Genomic DNA, 21,258 nt, shown 5'->3' with positions numbered 1-21,258 from the left:
GGGCGCCGTTATGACGGCGGGGCGTCGTCCGCCGGGAGGAGTTTCGTCAACAGGGCGAGGAACTGGCGGCGTTGGGCGGCGGTCAGGGGGGCCAGGAGGCGGTCCTGGACGGCGTCCACGACGGCGTCGAGTTCCGTCAGCCGGGCGGCGCCGGGCGCGGTGATGGTGACGATCTTGCGGCGCCGGTGGTCGGGGTCGACGGAGCGTTCGACGAGGCCGTGGGACTCCAGGTCGGACAGGGCCGCCGTGACGTCGCTGCGGTCGATCCCGGTCGCGCGGCCGAGGTCGGCCTGGCTGGCGGGGCCGCTTTCGTCGAGGGCTGCCAGGAGGCGGTAGTGGTAGCCGCGCAGGCCCCGCCCGGACGACTCGAACGCGGCGGCGAGCAGCCCGGAGGAACGGGCGAAGGCGCGGCTGATCAGCCAGGTCGTGCGGTCTTCGAGGCGGGCGGGCGCGCGGCCCCCAGGGGGGCTCATGGGGTGCTGCGGCGGGTGGCTCTTCGGCATGGACAGACGATATCAATTGTTGGTGCGGCCAACACTTGCTATGTTGGTCGCACCAACATTCATTCCGGACGGGAGACCGACCAATGGACCAGCCGACCATGCCCGCGAACCCGCGCGTCCTGATCGTCGGGAGGAGTCCCGGCGTGATCACCGGCGCCGCGGACCTCCTGCGCGGCAAGGGCTTCCGCGCCGACGCGACCAACCTGTTCGCCGACGTCCTGACGGCGTACGACAGCACCGCCCTCGACATCGTCGTCTTCGGCGGCATGGTCCCGCCGCCCGCCAAGCAGCAGCTCATGGACGAGATCTCCCGGTCCAACGGCCGCGTCGTCTTCGTCCAGGGCCTCGCCGGCATCCCCGGCCTCGTCGCCGCCCAGGTCGAGGGCGCCGCGTCGAGCGCCCCGGGCACACCCGACGACGCGCGGTACGACGCCGCGACGCGTACGGTGCGCCTCACCCTCCGCGAACCCGCCGACGTCACCGTGGACGCCTGGTGGATCAGTTCCTTCGCCCCGCCCGAGCCCACCAGCACCTCCCTGCGCGTGACCGCGGGCGACGGCCCTCTCGCCGCCGGGGAGCACGCGTTCGCGCTGCCCGCCGAGGTGCCGGCGGAGGCGTCCTTCGTCACCGTGCGCGTCGGACCCGCCGTCCACGCCTTCACCGTCGGCGCGATCCCGGAGTCGATACGGCGCCTGGCCACGGCCGGTACCGCCGGCGGACCGCCCGCGCTCCCCCCGGTCCGGCCGGTGGCCACCCACGACCACGGCTGACGTGAAAGGGCCCCTCCGGGCCCTACCGCGCGAGGGAGCGCGCGGCCGGGCCGGAGGGGCCGGGGACAGTCGGGCGTCAGGCGTCAGTGCCCCTTGCCGCCTCCCCAACTCGGCCCGTGGTTCGGGCTGGTGAGGTGGAAGCCGACGGAGTACGTACGCGTGACCGAACCGTTGGCCGAGGTGATGGTGATCGTGCGCGTCGGGAACCGGGACCGCGGCCCCGACGAACCGAGCACCGTACTGCCGTCGGTGACCTTCACCCGCGCTCCGGCCACGGCCGGGACGGCGGTCAGCGACGGGAGCCTGGTGTTCGTCGGCCAGTCGACGACGTACGTGGAGACCGCCGGGTCGAAGCCGTCGATCCGCACCCCGCCGACGGTGATCGCGTCGGCGTCGGCGACGCTCGCCCTGGTCGCGTCGGCGATGTTGGTCACCGTCACCGACCCGTCGGCGTTGACGACGACGTGCGCCGCCATCGCCGCCGCGAGATTGACCCGCTCCCAGCTCGCGCCGCCGTCCGCGGAACCGCCGGTGAGGTCCAGCGGGTAGCCGGAGTCGGTGGCGGTCTGCTCGATGACCTGGGTGCGCTGCTCGGCCGTGAGGTCGGGGAAGGCGGTGGTCAGCAGGGCCGCGGCGTCCGCGGGCGCCGTGAGATCCTGCCCGGCCTTGCCGACCCGCGAGAAGCCGTAGCTGAGCCGCTGCGTGTACAGGTCGACGTCCTGCGCCGTGCTGAGCCCGGCGTAGGGGTCGCCCGCGCAGGCCGTGAGCGTGTCGCCGTAGCCCTCCTTCTCGCACTGCTGGAGCAGCACGTTCTCGATCTCGGTGTGCGCCTGCATCAGCAGCCCGGCGAAGTCGGGGTCCGCCCAGCGGTGCGCGACGGTGGCCTGGCCGCTGATCCGGCCGCCCATGACGTCCAGCGGGTAGTGGAAGCCGAGGATCAGGCGGTTGTTGCCGTATTCCGAGGTGCGCGCCAGGATCGACGGCGCCAGCTCCGGCAGCAGCGTGGCGAGGATCGTGCCCGCCTCGTAGCCGCCGTAGGTGTGACCGCTGGGGTACGAACCGCTGCCGGCCAGACCGCTGTACGAGCCGTCCTGCGACTCGTAGATGTCGCCGCCGTCGCCGACGAAGCCGAGCCGTACGTACGGCCGCAGGTAGCCGAAGTGGTCCTTGGCCGCGTCGTGGGTGTCCAGGCTCTTGGTGACCCGGCCGAACAGGGCGTTGGTCTTGGGCAGTTGGCCGCTGTTCAGGGCGTCGGCGTAGATCTGGCCGAGCCGCGAGCCGAGGCCGTCGGCCATGGTGACGGTGGCGCTGTGGGTCGCGTCGACCTCGGCGCGGTCCACCTCCTTCTGCGTGGCCGCGTTGTTGATGCTCACGTCGATCAGGTCGTTCTCGGCGGTGAGAGCGGTGCCGTTGGCGACCTTGGAGTTGGGCGCCAGGATGTCGCTGCCGAGGTGGTCGAAACCGCTGAGCAGGTCGTTGAAGTAGTCGGTGCCGTCACCGGTGGCCGGCCACTTGTCCGAGCTGTACGCGGCGTTGAGCGTGTCGTCGGGGAACGGGGTCGGGGTGTACGTGTCGGAGGCGGCCGTCGCGACCGGGGCCGAGGACGCCGTGTCCGCCGACGTGCCCGCGAGCGTCACCGCCGTCACGCCCGCCGTGTGCGCCTTCGCCCCGCTCCTCGCGGTCAGCAGCGCGGAGGTCGCCGTACCGGGGACGTGGACGGTGGTGCCGTCGTCCAGGGCCACGGTGTAGCCGATCACCGGGAAGCCGCCGTCGCCGGCCGGCTGCCAGGTCACGCGGACCTGCTTGCCGTGGGTGACGACCCCGGTGGTGTGCGGGTGCTGCGGCCTGCCGCCGCCGGTCACCACGGGCGCGGTGGCGGGGCTCTGCCGTGACGTGCCGACGGCGTTCACCGCCTGGACGCGCGCGGTGTACGAGCGGCCGGCCGGCAGCCGGGTGAAGGTCGTGGCGCGGCTGCCCGCGTCGGCGACCGTGACCTGCTGCCCGTCGCTGAGGCTGACCTTGTAGCCGGTGACGGGCGAACCGCCGTCGTCCGCGGGCGCGGCCCAGGCGACGGTCACGCTCGTACCGGAGGACGTCGCCGACACCGCGCCGGGCACGTCCGGCACCGTCTTCGGCTTCGTCCGCAGCCCGGCGACCGCCCGCTTCAGGGCGTCGTACCGCGCGGTGAGCACCGCGTCCGTGCTTCCGGTGTCCGCGACCGCGGCCTTCGCGGCGGCGAGCGCGGAGGTGAAGGCGGACCAACTGGCGTCCGTGTAGCGCGCGTTGTCGAGCGCGGACGCGGTCGCGACCAGGCTCTCCAGCGTCAGCCGCGGCAGCGGGATCAGCTGGTTGGCGGCGAGCGTCAGGCTGCGGGTCTGGTTGTCGACCTCCAGCTGGGTGACGCCGTCCGCGTCCACGAGGGCGCGTGCGGCGGCCAGTTCGCGCTGGAACACCCCGAAGTCGATGGTGTCGTAGCGCGCCGCGTCGTCGGACAGGCCCGCGTACTGCTCGATGGCCTTGCGCAGCGCCGTCGTGTCCGTGGCGGCCGGCGCGTCCACATGGCTGAAGGTGATCCGGCCCAGGTTCGCGACGTACGGGTGCGAGGAGTCCGGGGTGGTGGTCAGCCGCAGGTGGACGCCGTGCGTGCCCGTGATCGCCTTCGGCAGCGTCAGGCTCGTCGTGCCGCCGGACGACCAGGCGCTGCCGGTGACGGGCAGCGGGATCGTCGCGTACGGCGTGCCGGGGTTCGCGGCGTCGAAGGAGTCCAGGTAGAGCTGGACGGCCGAACCGGTGCCGCAGCGCGCCGCGTTGTTGACGTACGTCAGGGTGACGGTGGTCTTCGGCGAGCTGCCGAAGTCGATGTCGCCGTAGTCGAGCCACGCCCCGTCGTACGTGCCGCCGAGGTCGGTGGTGGTGCCCGCGTCGGTCCAGCCGACCGGTTCGCTCTTGAGGCCGCCGCCGCTGTTGGACTTCCACGCGGTGGCGTCGAAGCCGGCCGGGGTGTCGGCGGCCCTGGTCAGGGTCAGCGAGTAGACGTTGGCCACGTACGGCTGGTCGGACGTCTGCGTGCCGGAGACGAAGTCGGCGTACACGTCCTGGACGCCGGCGAAGACACCCGGGTCGAGCCGCACGGACGTCGAGGCGACCGTGCCCCAGCCGGAACCGGTGTAGTCCAGCGGGACGGTGACGGTCTTCGCGCCGTCCTTCGAGCCGAGGTGCAGCTCGATCCGCGAGTCCGAGGCGGCCCGCGACTGCGGCTTGTCGTAGCTGACGGTCACGGTGTCCGCGCCGTCACCCAGGTCGGTGCCCTTCCACTGCGCCCAGGCGCCGTTGGTGACGTTCTCGAAGATGCCGCCGGAGACCTTCAGCGGCAGCGAACCGTCGCCGGTCGCCGTGGTGTTGGTCGCGCCCAGCGTGGCGAGCGTGGTGACGGGCGAGGACGTGACCGGGTTCGGCGAGAACTGGTAGCGGTCGAAGTTCGCCACCCACTGCTGGCCGGCCGGGGCGTGGAAGACGAAGGTCGCGCTCCCCGCGGACAGCAGCACGTCCGGGTCGGTGATGTCGGCCTGGACGGTGGTGTAGTTCTGCCAACTGCCCGTGCCCGGCAGGGACACGGCGGCGACGACCGGGCCGTCCGCGCCGCCCGCGTGGATGTCGACGCTGCTCGGCTTCGCCGTCGTGGCCTGCGAGTTGGCGTACCGCACGGAGACGCTGCGCGGCGCGACGCCGCCGAAGTCCAGCTTGTTGTACCGCTCCCAGGCGCCCTCGGTGACACCGCCGAGGTCGCCGTCGGAGTAGTACGCCTCGCTGACCAGGCTCGGGCCCTCCTTCTGGTCCGGGCTCTCGGCCTGGAGGACGGCGTAGCCGCCCTCGTCGATGGTGAGCGCCGCGACGGCCGACTCCAGGTTGTCCTGCGCGGCCATCAGGGTGCCGGTCCCGGACGCGGTGTCCGCGAGCACAGTCCTGGCGTGCTCCAGCGCCGCGGTGAACACCTGCCAGGAGCCGTCGGAGTAATTGCCGCTGCGCACCAGGGACGCCTGGTCCACCAGCGTGCTCAGGCCCGCCCGGTAGACCGCCGCGGCCGACAGCAGCAGCGGGTCGGTCGCGGAGACTCCGGTGCCGGTCACGGTCGAGGCGCGCGTGCCGTGCGCGAAGGCCGTGTCGCGGAAGGCGATGGTGTACCGCGCGTCGGTCTTCGCCGTGCCGGAAAGGCTCAGCGTCGCGGTCTGCCGGCCGGCGACGCGCAGATCGGCGCGGACCCCGGCGGGCAGTCCCGTGACGGTCGCCGCCCCGGTGCCGGTGAGGCTGGTGCCCTTGCGGGCGGCGAAGTCCGCCGGTCCGTTCAGGGTGAGCTGGACGCTGCCGTGGACGGAGCCGTCCGTGCCGGTCGCGACGCTCGCGGGCCGCGCGGAGACGACCGTACCGCCGTGACTGCCGCCGCCCGTACCGCCGTTGTCGGTGTCGAGCGAATACGCGGGCTGGGTGCGGGCGCCCCACTGCGAGGGCTTCGCGCCCATCGTGAAGTCCAGGGTGCCGCCCGCGATGATCTGCGAATAGTCCAGCCAGGTGTTGTCGAAGCGCTTGCCGTTGAGGGTCGCGCCCTGCACGTAGAACTTGCTGGCGGAGACGCCGTCGGCCTTGACCGTGAAGCGGCTGCCGTTCGCGTAGGTGATCGTCGTGGAGTCGAAGAAGGGGCTGCCGATCTGGAACTGGCTGGAGCCCGCGGTCACCGGGAACAGGCCGAGGGCCGCGGCGACGAACATCGTGGACATGGTGCCCGCGTCGTTGTCCATCGTCGGCAGGAAGCCGTCCGGGGCGAGCTTGTAGACCTGGGTGTTCACCGGCGGGGTGAACTCGCCGCCGCCGCTGGGGGCTTCATTGGTGGAGCCGGTCGCGATGTAGCGGTTCCAGGTGCTGCCGGTGTAGATCTGCCGGACCCACTTCTGCGTCAGGCTCGGCTCGCCCACGTAGTTGAAGAGGTACGGCGCCTGGAGGTCGATCTCGTTGGCGTTGGAGTGCAGCATCGTGGAGCCGTCGTTCGTGGCGGAGTCCTCGCCGAACATGTGCTCCACGGCGGCCTTTCCGGCCTTCGCGCCGCCCATCGCCTTGATCAGGCCGCCCATGTCGTAGGCGTCGTACCAGTGGTACTGCCACAGCGTGCCCTGGTAGAGGCCGGCCGCCTCGAACTTCTCGTAGTCCGCGGCCTGCCAGTCGCCGCCGGTCGCGCGCGGCGTCAGCAGGCCGACCTTCGTGCCGTCCGACGCCGTCCAGGCACCGGACTTGACCAGGTTGTCGATCGCCATCGTGGACTGCGTACGCAGCTTGGCGGCGTCCGCGTCCTTGCCGAGCGCGCCCGCGATCACCGACAGCGCCCACTGGTCGTAGCCGCGCTGCACGGTCGTGCCCGGGTCGCCTGAGACGTAGCCCTGCCGCAACTGCGCGCCCGTGTAGTACCCGGCGTAGGACAGCAGCGCGGGATACGCCTCGTCCAGCCGGTCGAAGTTCTTGTAGCCCTTCGACACCGCGTCCGCGATCACCACCGCCGAGCGTTCCCAACGGACCGTCGGCACCGAGTGGGTGAGGCTGCCCAGGCTCTTGCCCGCCGCGTGCGCGTCGGCGAACAGCTCGATCAGCGACTGCACCATGTCCCGGTACGTGGCCGGGTCGATGTACGCCTCCACCGAATACTTGCGGAAGTCGTCCCAGGTGGACCAGCCGTCGTAGTACGTGAAGCCGTTCGTACGGTGCACCGCGCCGTCCGCGCCCCGGTAAGTCCCGCTGGTGCTGGTGGCGTTCACCGGCAGCGCGTACATCCGGTACAGGTGCGTGTAGAACTCCTTGGTCAGCGTCGACTTCGGGTCGGCCGCCGCCGAGGCGTGCACGTCGACCGCGCCGAGCGAGCTGTTCCACTCCGCCTTGGTACGGGCCCGCGCCTGGTCGAAGGTGAGGCTGCCGACCTCGTTCTTCTGGTCGGTGACGGCCTGTTCCGCGCTGATCGGCGACAGCGTGACGCGCAGCTCGATGTCGCCGCCCGCCGCCTTGTCGAAGCCGAGCACCGCGCCGGTGTCGGCGGCGTCCTGCGACGTGGCGTCGCTCAGCGTGCCGTTCGCGCCCCAGCTCTTCAGCGACGTGACGGGCACGTTCGTGGTGGCCGCGTAATACATCTGGTACGAGGCCCCGTTGAAGGAGCCCGCGATCAGTCCGGTGATCGACGTCGTGCCGTCCGGGAGCGTCGTCGCCTTCAGCGTGGAGCGGGTGCGGCTGGTGAAGTTGTTCGCGAGGTCCAGGACGAGTTCGGGGCTCGAACCGGCCGGGAAGCGGTAGCGCTCCAGCGCGGTGCGCGTCGTCGCCGTCGTCTCGGCGTCGATCGTGCCCGGCCCCTGCGTCACGGCGGACGCGCTGCCGGAGACGTTTCCGAGGCCGACCCGGTAGTAACCGGGCGAGGCGTCCTCGTCGTCGTGGCTGTAGCTGTGCGCGTACGTGCCCGGCGCGGGCCGCTTGTCGTACGTCACGGACGTCGGGACCACCAGCAGGTCGCCGCCGCCGCCCGAACCGCCGACGCCGTCGAGGTCGGTGGCGGTGAAGCCCGCGATGTGGTCCTCGTTGTAGTCGTAGCCCGCGTGGTTGCGGTTCGGCGTGGTCATCGGATTGACCTTGGCCAGGCTGTGCGGAGCCTCGGCGCCCGGCAGGTCGTTGCCGTCGTCGCCGGCCGTCGACACGAACGGGTCGACCAGCTTGGTGTAGTCCGTACCGCTGGAACTGCCGCCGGACTTCGCCGAGTCGGCGCCGGGCGCCGCGACGGCCGTGCCCGCGAGGGCGGCCAGGCCGAGGGTGCCGGCGAGCAGCGCGGCGACGGTGGTCCGCAGCGGTCGCGGCCGGCGGCGGGCGGTCCCGGGCGGCAGCGCGCCGGGCGGTGGGTATGCGGATCTGGTGGGCACGTGACCTCTCCGGCGGCATGGCACTCCCGTACGCGTCCGGCGCGCGATCTCTGGACAACGTTGTCAAGATCAGCGCCGGACGGTGCGGAAGCGGAACGGCAGTGGACTAGCGGCAGTATCACCGCCGCAGTCACAGACGTCCACCATCAGACACGGAGAAGGCGTACGAGGGGCGAACGGAATCCGCACAACAGGGGGCGGAACGGGCCGCGGCCGGGCTCCTTGGGGGGAGCCCGGCCGCGGGGTGAGCCGGATCAGCTCGTGATCAGCGCACGTTCAGGAAGGGATCAGCAAGGGATCAGCAGGCGCCGAGGTCCTGCCAGACGCCCCACTCGCCGGTGGTGCCGGGCTCCTCGCCCTGCGTCCACCACTTGGCCTTCCAGTTGTGGCCCTTCCAGGAGACGGTGTTGCCGCCGACGTAGACGGCCGAGGAGCTCCAGGAGGCGGTGGTGCAGCTGGTGCCGCCGGTGGTGCCGCCGTTCGTCGTACCGCCGGTGGTGGTGCCGCCCGTGGTCGTACCGCCGGTGGTGGTGCCACCGTTCGTGGTCCCGCCTGACGTACCGCCGGAGCCGCCCGCGTACGCCAGGAAGGCGTCGGTGAAGGCCAGTTGGCTCTGGCTGATCTGGCTGCACGTGGACAGCGAGTTGGCGCCGCCGCCGCACTGCTGGTCGCGGGTGACCGCCCAGAAGGCCAGCCGCCCGACGCCGTGCTGCGAGGCGAAGTTGACCACGGTCTGGGCGTCGGCGAGCGTGAACGTCGAACCGTCGTCGTTCTTGCCGATCATCGGCGTGATGCCGAGGTTGCCGTAGCCGTAGCCGGAGTCCACCGCCTGCATCTGCGCCATCGTGGCCTGCGCGGCGGAGACCGAGCCCTGGCCCATCTCGGTGCCGGTGCCCGAGTAGAAGTCCATGGTCATGATGTTGACCACGTCGATCTTGACGCCCACGGTCTTGGCGGCCTTGACGATGTTGACGCCGTCGTTGGTGAGCCCGCTCGCCAGCACCGGCAGCGTGACCGAGAACTTCAGATTCGGGTTGGACGCCTTCAGGTCCTTCATCGCCTGCATCTGCCGCGTCGCGGCGGCGGTGTCGGCGACGGCGGCGCCCTCGATGTCGAAGTCCAGCTGCGTGACGCCGTAGTCGTTGATCAGGGCCTGGTAACCGGCCTCGATCGCGCTCTGGTTGGAGCACGTCCACGCCAGCGGCAGGCCGGCGGCGCCGCCGGAGGAGATGATCAGCGAGGCGCCCTCGGCCTTCGCCTTCGCGATCAGCGGGTCGGTGAAGGAGTCGTTCCCGACCGGGAGCGTGTCGCCCCAGATCTGGTTGCAGCCCGAACCGAGGACGAAGGCCGCCGTGTACGACTTGAGGCCGTGCCCGGTGATCGCGGTGTCGAGCAGGCCCTCCTGGCTGTTCGACATGTCGACGTACGGGGCCACTGCATAGACATCGGTCGACGCGGCATTGCCGTCGGCGGCCATGGCGACGACCGCACCGGCGGTCGCGAGCGTGAGCGCGGCGGCCGAAGCCGCCCATTTCGCAAGGCGCATGGAAAAGCCCCTCGGCGTGGAGTGGTGGGGGGAGCTGTGCTTCTCTCGGGCCCGAGTTGGTACGTACCAAACCGCGCGCGGCGCGCCGCGTCAAGAGGACTAGACCAAATTTCCCGGTTCGGGATCCGCCTCGGCGACCAGTGCCCGCGGCGCGGCCTCGTACTGTTCGTGGTCGAACCGGAACGGCCCGAACGCCGTGCAATCGCGCCGCGTGCGGTGCGGCTGCCCGAAGGAGTCCCAGGTCACCGGGCCGGGCGTCACCGTGACCCGGGCCATGAGCGGCCGGCACCCCAACTCGCCGCACTCGCACGCGAGCAGAGCCGTCCCATGGTCCACCGCCACGGAGGGCCGCCCGGGAAAGTGGTCGTCCAGCAGCCGTCCAGCAGCCGTCCGGCGGCCCGAACCGGTAGTGGTCCGGGACAGGCCGCCGTACGCCTCGCCCGCCGGCCGCATCCGCGCGGCGATCTCGAAGCTGTCGATCGACTCGATCAACTCGATCAACTCGATCAGCGGTACGCCGTCGACGCGGGGAACGCTCAGCGCGAACGCGCCACGTTCTCCGGGGACCAGATGTCGATCACGATCTGCTCGTGGTGCGGCCGGGCCGCCGCCGCGCCGTTGGCGTAGTTGGCGTCGACCTCCGCGGCCTCTGCGGCGTTCGGGACGGCGTTGGTGCAGGCGGTGCCGGGGCCGTGGCCGGACATCAACTCGGAGCAGGGGCCGCTGTAATCGTCGAGGAGGCCGAGGATGTGGCCGGTCTCGTGGGCCGCGATACGGGTCACGTCGTACCCCTCGTCGACCGCCTCCTGGCCGAGCTGGACCTGGCCGCGACGTCCGCCGGGGACGATCGGGCCGAGGGTCGTCTGCGGCCAGCCGCTGGTCGCGGTGTAGACGAAGTCCGCCCTGCCGCCCGAACTCACCGGCTGGAGCCGGACGTTGTGGACGGCGCTGTTCCAGTTCGCGACGCCCCGCGTGATCGCGGCCGACCACGTACCCGCCTGCCGTGCGTCGTAGGTCAGCGTGACCACGGCCGACGGCGCCTTCGGCGCGGCCTGCGCCGACGCGACCCCGGACGTGACACCCAGCGCGGCCGGCAGCAGCGCCGCCACGGCGACTATGCGCTTGATCATGGATCCGTGCACCTCCTTCGCTTCCGTTGCCCCGTGCGTCACAAGAGCACCACGCGCAGCGACGTGCCCACAAGACCCGCTACGGCAGCGGCCGGTGCGTACCCCGGCCGTGCGCGTCCGGTCGCCGCCATACGGCCGCCAGCTCATCCATATCCGCGAACCGCGGGCCGGGAACGGTCTCCCGTACCGCCTCGCCGTTCAGCCGGTACACCCTGTACTCCACGCACTCCTTGTCGAGCAGGCAGCACACCCCGCCGCTCGCCGCCGTGAGGCCGGTGAACACCTCGCGGACGCTCGCCGAGCGCTCGAAGAGCAGGCTCATCCGCGTGGTCGCCGCCATGAAGTCCAGCGAGGCGAAGCCCGGAGCCGACGGGCGCGCGAACTCCACGGTCAGGTAGACGTATCCGATCGCGACGCGACCGAGCGGATCGACGTCGAGCCCGTCGGCCGGCGCGCGCCGACGCCGCCACTTGGGCCAGCGCCTTGCCGACACCGCCCGCGGGTACGACGATCTCGTAGCTGTAGCCGAGCCCCATACGCCCCCTCCCCCGTCCGCGCGCTGCCCCCGGACCTCGTGACGCCGCTCGGCCGGGACGAGGAGCCCGAGGTCCGCCGGCTGATTTCCGTACCTCCCGCACGACCGGGCGACCGCCGCCCCGGCCGCCTCCACCCCCTCCCTCCCCACCCACGTCATGCACCACGTCCTGAACCGCATCCGCGGATAGGCGCTCGCGATCACAAGCCCACCGGCCCGCTCAGCCCGATTCAGGGCTCCTGTACGTTCCGGTTTGCACGACCCGACCGAAAAAGGTGCCGCCACTGATCTCATTGTGGACTCGGTCGCTGGTCACCTCCGCCGCCCCAGGGAGGTCGTCCAGAATCTCGCGAAGCGCCCTGGCGAACTCTGCGTCATGCTCCACTGCATCTTCCAAGGCCAGTTCCAAGCGCTGGCGGGTCCGCGAAGAGGGGCTGTCACGCCCCGCATCCCGTTCCTCTTCCGCTCGCAACAGCGCAGGCTCCTCTCCCAGCTTCCGACTGACCAACTCGTGCACCCTGCTCATTCCGACGTCAAGCGAACGATCGACCTCGGCGTCAGCCTGTTCCCCGACTCGTCGGACCTTGCGGAACAGCCACCCAAGTACGCAACCAACTGCGATCTCGACCACTGCTACCTGCCCATCACCTAGTGGCTTCCCTGGCCTACGCGGACCGCAGACCGACTCCGATCCGGCGTCGCACCTGGTCGATCAGCTCGGACGTGTCGGCAGCCCGCTTCTCATCGCCGATATGATGATAAAGATCGACAGCAAGCTCGAAATTCTCCAGGGCCTCGGCGTTGCGGCCGACTTGGAGGAGCGCGTGAGCGAGGTTGCTGAGCTCACTCGCCGTGCTGTGATCATCATTGCTCTCGAGAAAAGCTTCCAGAGCGAGCGTGTGCAGTCGCACAGCCCTGTTCCATCTGCGCTGCTTCTGCCGGACAACAGCCATATTTCCCAAAGTCATCGCCTCGCCACGGCGGTCCGTCAAGTCCCGGAAAATATCCAGCGCCTCCTGCTGCGCGGTCAGGGCAGCGCCGAAGTCTCCAGCTGCGACAAACGACCCCGCGAGGTTGGCCAGTTCCACTGCCCGCTCGTGAGGCATGAGAAGGCCGTCCGACACCGCAAGCGCACGCTTGTGCAGCTCGACCGCCTGTTCGGCCATTCCGTCGTTACGTGTCACTTTTGCCAGAGTGCCCAGCGCCTTGGCGTAACCACGGAGGTCACCATGCTTCTGGAATATCTTGACGGCCTTGCGGAGGACCTGGGCCGCTTGCTCGAACTGATCCAGCTCGATAAGGGTCTCGCTCGAATTAATCAGGGCGCTTGCTACCCCGAGCTGCTCTCCAACCTGCTTGAACAGCCGTGCGGCCTCGGCATGAGACACCACGGCCTGCTGAAACTTGCGCCTTTCATGAAGCGAAAGGCCGAGGTTGTTAAGGGCGCCGGCCAGGGCTCGCCGATCGTCCATCCTTTTGCAGATCTTGATCGACTTGTTGTGACAGCGTACAGACTTCCGCAACTTGCGCATATCTCGGAGCACGATGCCGAGAGAGCTCAGCAGGGCGGCTTCACGGAAATCATCCTTGGCTCTTCGGCTCGACCTGATGCCCGTCTCCAGCACAGCTCTGGCATCCTCCAAATACCGCATCTCCGCGAGGAACTGCGAGACGGGTACGGCCAGAGCGGCGCAGGTCAGGTCGTCTTCGGCTGCGTGCGCCCAGACGGCAGCGGCGACGAGCGTGTCACGTTCCTCCTCCAGCCAGCACAGCGCCGCTGTCCGGTCGGCGAATCGGACGTCCACCGCCGGATCCGAGGCCCCCGGCCGGAACAGTGTTTCGCACGCCAGCGTTGCCGTCCCGTAGAAGTGAGCAAGGAGACGCATAAGGGATTCGCCCCAGGAGTCGTCGCCTTCTTTGAGCCGTTGACGTGAGTACAGACGTACAAGATTGTGCTGACGCCAGCGGCCGTACGGTTCCCGCGGCTCGACCAGATGCCGGCGGGCCAGGTCAAGCAAGATCCGCTCGGCCTCCTCCGGGCTCTCTCCGTACAACTGGACGGCCGCTTCGGTGGAGAAGTCCGGTCCTGGGTGCAAGGACATCAGCCGGAAGAACTTGGCCTGGTCCTTGGTGAGCCTTCGGTAGGACAGTTCGAAGGCCGCCTCCACAGCGCGTTTCTCGCGGCTCAGCACGGAGAGCCTGGAGTGTGCATCCTCGAGATCCTGCCGTAGCTCGGACACAGGTCGCGTCGGCACGTCCACAAGCAGTGACGCCAGGATCCGCAAAGCCAGTGGCAGACCCCCGCACAGGGACACGACCCGGCCGACTTGATCCGTCTCTTGTGTGGCTCTCGTGTCCTCGGGCAGCGCTATGCGCAGGGCAGCGCCCAGCAGTTCTCTTCCCTCGTCCACCGACAGCTCCCGCAGGCTCAACACCAGGGCGTCCAGTTCCGCGAGAGAGTGCCGCGAGGAGATGAGCGTGCCCGTACTACTGTCGCCCGGCAGGAGGTGATGCAACTTGTCTGTGGCCGGGACGTCGTCCAGGACGACCAGGACCCGTCGCCCCGCATCCGCAAGTGCGGTAAGCACGGAGCGGTAGACGAGCGCCCGGTCCTCCGTCCGCTGAGGAACGTGTTCCGGAGGGATACCAAGCGCCCGGAGGAGAGTGCGGAGAGCCCGTTTCGGCGACACCTGACGACCCTCGTCATAGCCGTGCATGTCAACAAAGAGGACTCCGCCGGGAAACCACCCCGCCTCACGCGACGCTCGGTGGGCTGCCTGCAGGATCAGTTCGGTCTTGCCTACGCCGGCGAGTCCGGACACGGCAACGGTGGCCGGTGTCTCCTCGGGTGCGTCCGGTGCCAGGGCGGCCAGGGTTTGTTCCAATTCCGCACGCCGCCCCGCGAAGGTCGCCGATCGCCGGGGCAGTCCGGCGAGTGCAGGATCCGGGCGGTCGGGGAGCGTCAGGGTGATGTTCTGCCCCTGGACAACGAAGCCGATAAAGACCCCGCCATTGATCTGGTTCACGGTGATGCCACTCATCCCGCAGCCTTCCGATGCCGGGCAACGGCCCTGCTGAAGGTGAAGACTTCGGCCATAGTGAACATGCTCTGGTTCTCTTCTGTGACCATGTATCCAACGTCGCGGCTCGCAAGGATCAGCGCGGGGTCGATACCGGTCTCGGCCGCACGTTCCGCCATTTCCAGCAGGGCATTGTCGAAAAACTCCTTGGTAAGCGGGACGGGGACGTCTTCGTCAGGATCGAAGAAGAGAGGATCATGCGGCTCCGGCTCACGCCCGAACTTCTCACGGAAGGCGACGAGTTGGGCCATCAAGGCTTCCTGCGTCTCTCTTCCCTGTGCAGTGTCCGGCGAGAATCGAACGACGGAGCTGCCGTCGGCGTTCCAGACGCGCTCGACGCCGCTGTCGGACTGCTTGTACGCAGCGGTTGTTTCCGTTGCCTTCTTGCGGACCTTGTCCTCTACGGCCCGGCGTACGGCCTCACGCCGCTCCTCCCATCCGCCGCTCGTCTCCTCGGGCGTGCTGATCGCACTCTCGGGCTCATCCGGCTCGTCCAGAGGATCAGCATCCTCACGGGCAGCGGCGCTCAGATGCATTCTGTTGCGTGTCCCCACCCAGTCGAGAAGATCCGGAGTGATTTCCGTGTCGAGCGTCGATACCTTCGGAATGCCGAGCTCGAAGGCAAGACGTGGCAGCGCGAGACCGGGCGAGCTGGTCCACAACAGTGCTGACGAGGGGATGGGCTCCGTGAACGCAGGCACGGCGAAGAGCCGCCCGAGAGCGTCCGTGGTGGACAGCTCCAGCGCAGGAGCCGCGAGGAGGATGTCAAGCACAGGAACAAGCGTGGAAGCCTCGTCCTGTGCAAGGGCCCAGGCCACGGCATGGTCGCTCAGATCTTCGGCCAAATGCTCGGCGGGCTTCGCAAGAAGCGCCGCATAGAGGGCCGGCAGCAACAACACGGACATCTCTTCCGTCGGCAACCCCAACTCTGCGAACCGATGCAGACCGCTTCGGAGAACAGAGCAAGGAGTGTCGTCGACACGCGACTCCTCAGCTGTGGTGTTCCAGAACCTCCTGATCTGCTTCTTCGCGGTGCCGAGCGGTTCCGGGAGCTGGACATCCGCGGACAGGCCGAAGACCGCCCGGCAGCCCTGGAGAGATTCTTCAGGAAGCAGCCGCCGGGGCAGACGGCGCTGGTCCAGACCGGCTGCTTCGAGCCTTCCGATAAGCGCCAGCATCAGCTCATAGTCGTCCACCGGAAGCCCCAGCTCCTCGCTCGCCAAGACAGCCTCACGAACGAATCGCTGAACGCCCTTCTCATGCACCGTGCCACGCAGAAGTCGCAGCCATGCGTCACGCGCATTGGCGAACTCGATGCCATCCCGAAACCTCCGCGGCCAGGCCGTGCCCAGGAAGAGGGCATCCAGCGGATCGATCTCCTGGAACCAGTACGGCTCGGTCTCTTGCTGCGCCTGCCACAGCGCCACGTATCCGTGGACATAGGCACCGGCAAGGCTGAGTCTTCCCGGCTGGTTGGAGCGCAGCAGCCGTACCATCGCCTCCTCGCCCTGGCCTCTGGCCTCGCTGTCGACCGCGACTCCCTCCAAGGCGGCTGAGGCCGCTTCCCGCGCCTTCTTCTTCCTCGATGCCTTCCCCATGTCCCCTGCCCCCTCCTAGACGCAGGCGCCAACAGCCCCTCACGTTCCGACGCGGACTGGCGCACAAAGCGCAAGCCAACCACACGCGGACCTGCCCGACGGGGCGGATCGGAATTCACAGTCATATGGTCAGCATTGACGTTTTTCCGATCCCTCAAATGATCAAATACAAGGCAAGAACGATGCATCCACTCCGGGCAGGGGCGCACCCGTGTAGCTTCCGAACACCTGGGACAGCACAGCAGCGCCCGACTTGCGTACAAGGAGTCCACTCGATGAGCAGCGAAGACAGCTCCCATCCGCTCGTTCACACCGAAATCATCGACATCACCCCGGACAAATGCACGGAATGGATGAAGAAGAGGGCGTGCAACCGGGTTCCCCTTAAACGCTCCAATGTAGAAAAATTCAAGACAATTTTGCATGGCGGACAATTTCGGACAACGCATCAGGGGTTCGCGCTCGACTGGCACGGCTGCCTCATCGACGGGCAGCACCGCGCCGCTGCGATCATTGAAACCGGCCTGACGGTGACAGCACAGGTTACGTACAACTTGGATCCGGAAACGTTCGCGGCCATCGATGGAGGACGAGTCCGCAGCGCTGGAGATTTTGTGGCGCAGATCACCGAAATGAAGCTGAGCGTTGCCAATGTCTACGGGGCCGCCCTGAAGATCCTCGCCAACCGAACGGCCGGGCTTCACTGGACACGGTGGACCACAGGCCGCCTCACGGCCGAGGAGTTGCAGAATCTCGTCTCGAAGTGGCCCGCGGGCGAGGACCGCATCCTTTCGCTCATCAGCAAGGGGAGGCAATGCCACTCCAGCGCCACGGGGCTTCTCGTCGCCTACAAGATCATCACCGAGGAATGGCCGGAGAGCATCGCTGATCTGTTCTTCGACTACATCGGTGAAGCAAGTCAGGAGTTTATTGGCCGGGATCCGCGGTCCATGTACACGAACACGATGCTCAACGTGAACCGGGGAGTCGTGAGCCGGGACAGCGTGCAGCAGTCGGCCCAGGCCATCAAGGCGTTCAACGCCCTCATCTCGGGCGAATCGATCGGCACGCTGAAGAAAATGAAAATGAGCGGCGTAAAAACGGTCGCCGACCGGAGGACAGGGAAAGCGACCCGGCAGGAATATCTGGCGGATCGCTATCCCGATGTCATCCCTCCCGCCATCAACATCAGTGACAAGTGGCTCGATGAGAGCAGCAGCCTGCTTCTCGACCGCAGTTAAGCCCAGAGCAGGGGGCCTGCCCGACGTTCGCCGGGCAGGCGGCCGCACGGATCAGGCGGGCTTCTTCCACTTCGGCGGGGTGCGGCCGGCGGGGGTGCCGAAGACCGGGGGCGGGGCGGTGACGTGGGCCGGGCCGCCGGAGAGCGGGGGGACGGCCTTGGTGACGGTGTAGGCACCGGGGAGATAGCCGGTGGACGGGGTGCCGACGGTGTGGCCGACGTCGTTGAGCACGACGTCGTAGGCGCCGGGGTCGAGGCCGCGGGTGCTGAGGAGCACCGTCAGGGCGGTGCCGTCGGCACTGACGGAGACCGGCGTCGCGGGGTAGTCGCTGCGGACGCTGCCTCGTTCGAGCCTCACCTGGGTGCCGAGGTTCAAGTGGGCTCCGTGGACCACGACGCGATTGTCGCCGCCGGCGGGTCCTGAGGCGGGCGACAGCGAGGTCACTTCCGCGGGCGGGGTCTGCGTCGCGCACTGCGAGTGGCACACGCCCTGCATCGTGTAGTCGATCGGCGTCCTGGCGTCCCCGGGGCTGATGATGAAGGCCACCTGCGCCGCGGGTGCACTGCCCTCGGCGGTGCACTCGTAGTGGAAACTGCCGCTCTCCCCGATGCACTGGTAGGAGTAGTCGAAGGACGTGCCGTCCCACGGGGTGGGGGCGTACATCCCCAGGGCGGGCGTGCCGGCGGTGGGGTCGGCGAGCGCCCCGTAGATGTCGACGGACTGGCGCGCCTTGATCTGCAGCACGCCGCAGTACGCCGTCGCGGTCTCGGTGAGGCTGCCGCTGCGCAGCGGAATGCCGTCGGCGGACAGGGGGTTGGCGGTGCACTGCGGCACCCACCCGGCGGCCGTGCCGACCCGCCAGGTGTCCACGTGTGCGGCGATCGGGGTGCCCGCGTAACCGAAGGCGACGACTCCGACGACGTACGAGGTCGAGCCGCTGACCCGGCAGGAGGCGCCGTACTGCCGGCAGACGATCGTGCCGGTGGCGTCGACAACGAAGAGTTGCGCCCCGCTCTTGCCGGTGGCGGTCGGGGTCCGTACGGACAGCCACAGCTTGTCCGTGGCCGCGGCCTGGACGCGCAGGCAGCGGGAGTCGAGCGCGGACCCGAAGGTGTAGCCCGTGGACGGGCCGCCCACCGTCAGCGAGGAGGGCGCCGCACAGTTGGCCGTGGACGAGATGTCGCGGCGCACGATGTGGTAGGTGTCCGCGCCGCTGACGCCCACGAGCACCGCGGTGTAGCCGATGCCCGCGGTGAAGCGGCAGGTCGTCGTGGTACTGCCGGAAGTGGTGCACACCTGGTCGCCCGCGGCGTCGTACACCCGGATCGACGCGTTGACGTTGTTCGCGGTGTTCGTGTAGTCGAACATCTCGGCCGTGGAGTGGCCGCCCGCCGGAAGGGCGAGGCAGACGGTCTGCACCCGGGCGGTCAGGCCGACTTGGGTTCCGGTCGAGCCGCCGAACGCGGACTGCGGCCACGCCTTGCACCCGGTGGCGTCGGCGGTGCGCTGCACGCTCAGCCCGAACGCACCGGGCCGCGGCGCTGTCAGCACGAGGTGGAAAGGAGCCGTACCGGTCAGCTTGCAGACGCTGAAGGAGGAGTCGCTGTCGCACTGCTTGACGCCCTTGGCGTCGTAGACCGTCTCCGCCGGGACGTGCCCGTCGTCGGAGGACGTGGCCGCCAGGTACACGCCGTTGCCCGACGCGGTGGGCAGCATCAGGCAGTCGCGCCGGCCCGCCTCCGTCAGATCGACGGTCACCGGGCCGCCGCTGAACCCGGTGTCGCTCGTGGCGACGCAACCCGCGGTCTGCGTGGGCGAGATGAACACCGGCTGGAACGGCTGGTCGTTGATGAAGCTCGGCCGGAACACCATCGCGTAGGTGCCGGCCGCCGGGAAGGTGCACGAGTCGGACCGGCAGAAACGGGTGCCGTCCAGGTGGTAGACGCTCGTCCCGCCCACGTCGTACGTCCCTGCCGCGGGTACCTGGAGCAGTCGGCAGGGGTTGGGGGAACCGGCAGGGTCCGTCCCGTACGCCTGGGGCGCCAGCGGTGTGCAGCCCGCCGGATTCGACAGCCGAGCGATCCGCATGCTGTACGTGCCGGTGAAGTCGTAGAAGCCGCGGGTGATCGCCCGGTACGGGCCGCTGCCGGTCAGGACACAGCCGTCCTGGCTGCTGCCGTCGGCGGTGTCGGTCGAACAGCTGGGCGCGCCCGTCGGGTCGATGATCGTCGTGATCATCTCGGCGTAGACGTCGGCGTTCGCGGCGAGGTCGATACGGTCGCCGGGCGCCGCGTCGAAGGGCCGGCAGTCCACCTGCACCGGGGAGCCGAGCGTCCCGTGCAGCACGGGAAGGTCGTAGGACGTACCGACGGGCGGCGCGCAGCCGTCGGTGCCGGTGAGCGGGACGAGCGCGATCGCGTAGTCCGCGGCCTGGAAGATCGAGGTGTCCTCCAGCAGCAGGGTGTACGTGCCGGCGCCGGGAAGCGCGGTGCAGGTCGTGTCGTCGCGGTCGCTGCACGCGACGTCGCCCTGCGCGGTGTAGAGCGTCCACAGCAGTGAACCGCCGGTGGAGTCACCGCCCTTGAGGGAGACCGCCACGGGTCCCGCGGGCAGCGTCACGGTGCGGCATGCGGTGCCGTCGATCGGCACCGTGCCGGACGCGACCGCTTGGCCCGGATCGCCGAACGGCGCCGCGGCGAGCGTGGCACAACCGGTCGGGTGGGACAGCCGGCTGACGGTCACCGCGTAGGAGACGGCCTGCGCGTAGGTGTCGCGCACGAGCATCCGGTACGGGGCGGTGCCGGTCAGGGCGCAGGTGTTGCCGTACTGCCCGACGTCGCACACCTGCGTGCCGGTCGCGTCGAAGACGGTGCCCCGCACCTCGTACGACAGTCCGCCGAGCCGCAGCAGATCACCGGAGGCGGCGCCGTCACCGAGCGCGTAGCAGGACGCGGCGGCCCCCGCCGCGAGCGAGCCGGTCGACGGCCCGGCGCCGAAGGCGAGATCGGACGCGGTGAGCCGCGTGCACGGGGACGACCGCAGCGAGGACACCGCGAGGGTGTAACCGCCCGTCGTGTACCAGTTGACGACCTCGATCGTGTACGTGCCGGCCGGGCCCGTCGAGCAGGTCGCGGGTGACGCCCCGAAGACGGAGCAGGAGATGTCCGTGCCGTCGGGGCCGGTGAGGGTCGCGTCGACCGAGGCGTCGCCGGTCGGGGCGAGTTGGACCGCCAGCACGTCGTCGGCCACGGTGGTGGTGACGGTGTAGGTGTCGCTGCCGCTCCCGGGGATCGCCGTGCACGCGTGCACGGTGTCGAGCGCCAGCACGCCGCCGCAGTCCGTGGACTGGGTGTTCCTCGGCGCGGCCTGGGTCACGGCGCGCGCCGCCGCCCCGGCGCGCAGCGCCTTCACCTTGGCCTCGGAGGGGGCGGCGGGCTTCGCCTGGGTCCCGGTCCGGGTCTTCGTCCCGCTCCCGGTCTTGGCGGGCGGCTGTGTGCCGGGCTTCGGACCCGTGGGCGTCGGGCTCACGAGTGTCGGGCTCGCGGCCGTCGGACCCGTGGGCGTCGGGCTCACGCTCGTCGGCTTCGGACGTGCGGGCCGCTGGCCCGCCGTCGTCGCGGCCGCCTTGTGCGCCGCGGTGGCCGTGCCGCCGGCCGCGGGCTTAGCGGCGGCGGGCGTGGTCGTGGCGTAGCTGGGCCCCACCCACCCGAGCAGCGCGACGGCCGCGCCGGTGGCAACCGCCGTCGCCACGGCGGCGCCGGCTCTTCTTCGGCGGCGTCCACGGCGCAGGCCGTTCTCGGGCAGCAGAAACATACGGTCCCCCCTCGGAACACGGCCCTGCCGCCCTCGTGACAACCACGCGGACCCCCCAGGGCCCGCAAAGTGTAACGAGCACCTACGACAGCTCACCAGGCGGT

At 69.6% G+C, this 21,258-nt stretch carries 12 protein-coding genes; 3 read left to right on the top strand and 9 right to left on the bottom strand.

Annotation, left to right across the window (positions count from 1 at the left end):
* Positions 1–8: 8 nt before the first annotated feature.
* Positions 9–503, bottom strand: a complete 495-nt coding sequence (locus BM076_RS05450) for a MarR family winged helix-turn-helix transcriptional regulator (protein WP_245795732.1) — start codon at positions 501–503, stop codon at positions 9–11.
* A gap of 83 nt (positions 504–586) precedes the next feature.
* On the opposite strand from BM076_RS05450, the gene BM076_RS35960 reads away from it, so the two are divergent.
* Entirely contained in the window at positions 587–1,273 is a 687-nt protein-coding gene (locus BM076_RS35960; RefSeq protein ID WP_143120525.1) for a hypothetical protein, read from the top strand.
* A gap of 83 nt (positions 1,274–1,356) precedes the next feature.
* On the opposite strand, the gene BM076_RS05440 is transcribed toward BM076_RS35960, so the two are convergent.
* The 5 genes from BM076_RS05440 to BM076_RS35955 form a co-directional block, all read right to left on the bottom strand.
* The gene (locus BM076_RS05440; protein ID WP_407640619.1) at positions 1,357–8,211 is read right to left on the bottom strand and encodes a glycoside hydrolase domain-containing protein; all 6,855 of its coding nucleotides are present in this window, start codon (positions 8,209–8,211) and stop codon (positions 1,357–1,359) included.
* A gap of 298 nt (positions 8,212–8,509) precedes the next feature.
* Entirely contained in the window at positions 8,510–9,757 is a 1,248-nt protein-coding gene (locus tag BM076_RS05435) for a chitinase (RefSeq protein ID WP_093712152.1), read from the bottom strand.
* Between the two features lie 99 nt (positions 9,758–9,856).
* Positions 9,857–10,258, bottom strand: coding sequence for a hypothetical protein (locus BM076_RS05430; protein ID WP_245795731.1), 402 nt, complete (start codon positions 10,256–10,258; stop codon positions 9,857–9,859).
* A 35-nt stretch (positions 10,259–10,293) separates the two neighbouring features.
* Positions 10,294–10,887, bottom strand: coding sequence for a snapalysin family zinc-dependent metalloprotease (locus tag BM076_RS05425; RefSeq protein ID WP_093712151.1), 594 nt, complete (start codon positions 10,885–10,887; stop codon positions 10,294–10,296).
* A 79-nt stretch (positions 10,888–10,966) separates the two neighbouring features.
* Positions 10,967–11,380, bottom strand: a complete 414-nt coding sequence (locus BM076_RS35955) for a hypothetical protein (protein ID WP_143120524.1) — start codon at positions 11,378–11,380, stop codon at positions 10,967–10,969.
* A 295-nt stretch (positions 11,381–11,675) separates the two neighbouring features.
* On the opposite strand from BM076_RS35955, the gene BM076_RS36475 reads away from it, so the two are divergent.
* The gene (locus tag BM076_RS36475) at positions 11,676–12,074 is read left to right on the top strand and encodes a hypothetical protein (RefSeq protein WP_177246331.1); all 399 of its coding nucleotides are present in this window, start codon (positions 11,676–11,678) and stop codon (positions 12,072–12,074) included.
* 13 nt (positions 12,075–12,087) lie between these two features.
* On the opposite strand, the gene BM076_RS05410 is transcribed toward BM076_RS36475, so the two are convergent.
* On the bottom strand, positions 12,088–14,463 hold the full coding sequence (locus BM076_RS05410; protein WP_093712148.1) for a tetratricopeptide repeat protein: 2,376 nt from the start codon (positions 14,461–14,463) through the stop codon (positions 12,088–12,090).
* Entirely contained in the window at positions 14,460–16,100 is a 1,641-nt protein-coding gene (locus tag BM076_RS05405; protein ID WP_093712147.1) for a hypothetical protein, read from the bottom strand. Before BM076_RS05405 ends, BM076_RS05410 begins: the two co-directional genes overlap by 4 nt.
* A gap of 275 nt (positions 16,101–16,375) precedes the next feature.
* Between BM076_RS05405 and BM076_RS05400 the strand changes: the two genes are divergently transcribed.
* Positions 16,376–17,341, top strand: coding sequence for a hypothetical protein (locus tag BM076_RS05400; RefSeq protein WP_245795730.1), 966 nt, complete (start codon positions 16,376–16,378; stop codon positions 17,339–17,341).
* Positions 17,342–17,392: 51 nt separating this feature from the next.
* On the opposite strand, the gene BM076_RS05395 is transcribed toward BM076_RS05400, so the two are convergent.
* On the bottom strand, positions 17,393–21,154 hold the full coding sequence (locus tag BM076_RS05395) for a hypothetical protein (protein ID WP_143120523.1): 3,762 nt from the start codon (positions 21,152–21,154) through the stop codon (positions 17,393–17,395).
* Positions 21,155–21,258: the final 104 nt, after the last annotated feature.

The sequence above is a fragment of the Actinacidiphila alni genome, assembly GCF_900112845.1.
In the GTDB taxonomy this organism is placed as follows: Bacteria; Actinomycetota; Actinomycetes; order Streptomycetales; family Streptomycetaceae; genus Actinacidiphila; species Actinacidiphila alni.
The sequence above is the reverse complement of the archived record's forward strand: the minus strand, read 5'-3'. Positions and strand labels throughout refer to the sequence as shown.

Coding starts and splice junctions, on each gene's coding strand:
- BM076_RS05450 (WP_245795732.1), bottom strand. CDS start 503: ATGCCGAAGAGCCACCCGCCGCAGCACCCCATGAGCCCCCCTGGGGGC.
- BM076_RS35960 (WP_143120525.1), top strand. CDS start 587: ATGGACCAGCCGACCATGCCCGCGAACCCGCGCGTCCTGATCGTCGGG.
- BM076_RS05435 (WP_093712152.1), bottom strand. CDS start 9,757: ATGCGCCTTGCGAAATGGGCGGCTTCGGCCGCCGCGCTCACGCTCGCG.
- BM076_RS05425 (WP_093712151.1), bottom strand. CDS start 10,887: ATGATCAAGCGCATAGTCGCCGTGGCGGCGCTGCTGCCGGCCGCGCTG.
- BM076_RS05410 (WP_093712148.1), bottom strand. CDS start 14,463: ATGAGTGGCATCACCGTGAACCAGATCAATGGCGGGGTCTTTATCGGC.
- BM076_RS05405 (WP_093712147.1), bottom strand. CDS start 16,100: ATGGGGAAGGCATCGAGGAAGAAGAAGGCGCGGGAAGCGGCCTCAGCC.
- BM076_RS05400 (WP_245795730.1), top strand. CDS start 16,376: ATGAGCAGCGAAGACAGCTCCCATCCGCTCGTTCACACCGAAATCATC.
- BM076_RS05395 (WP_143120523.1), bottom strand. CDS start 21,154: ATGTTTCTGCTGCCCGAGAACGGCCTGCGCCGTGGACGCCGCCGAAGA.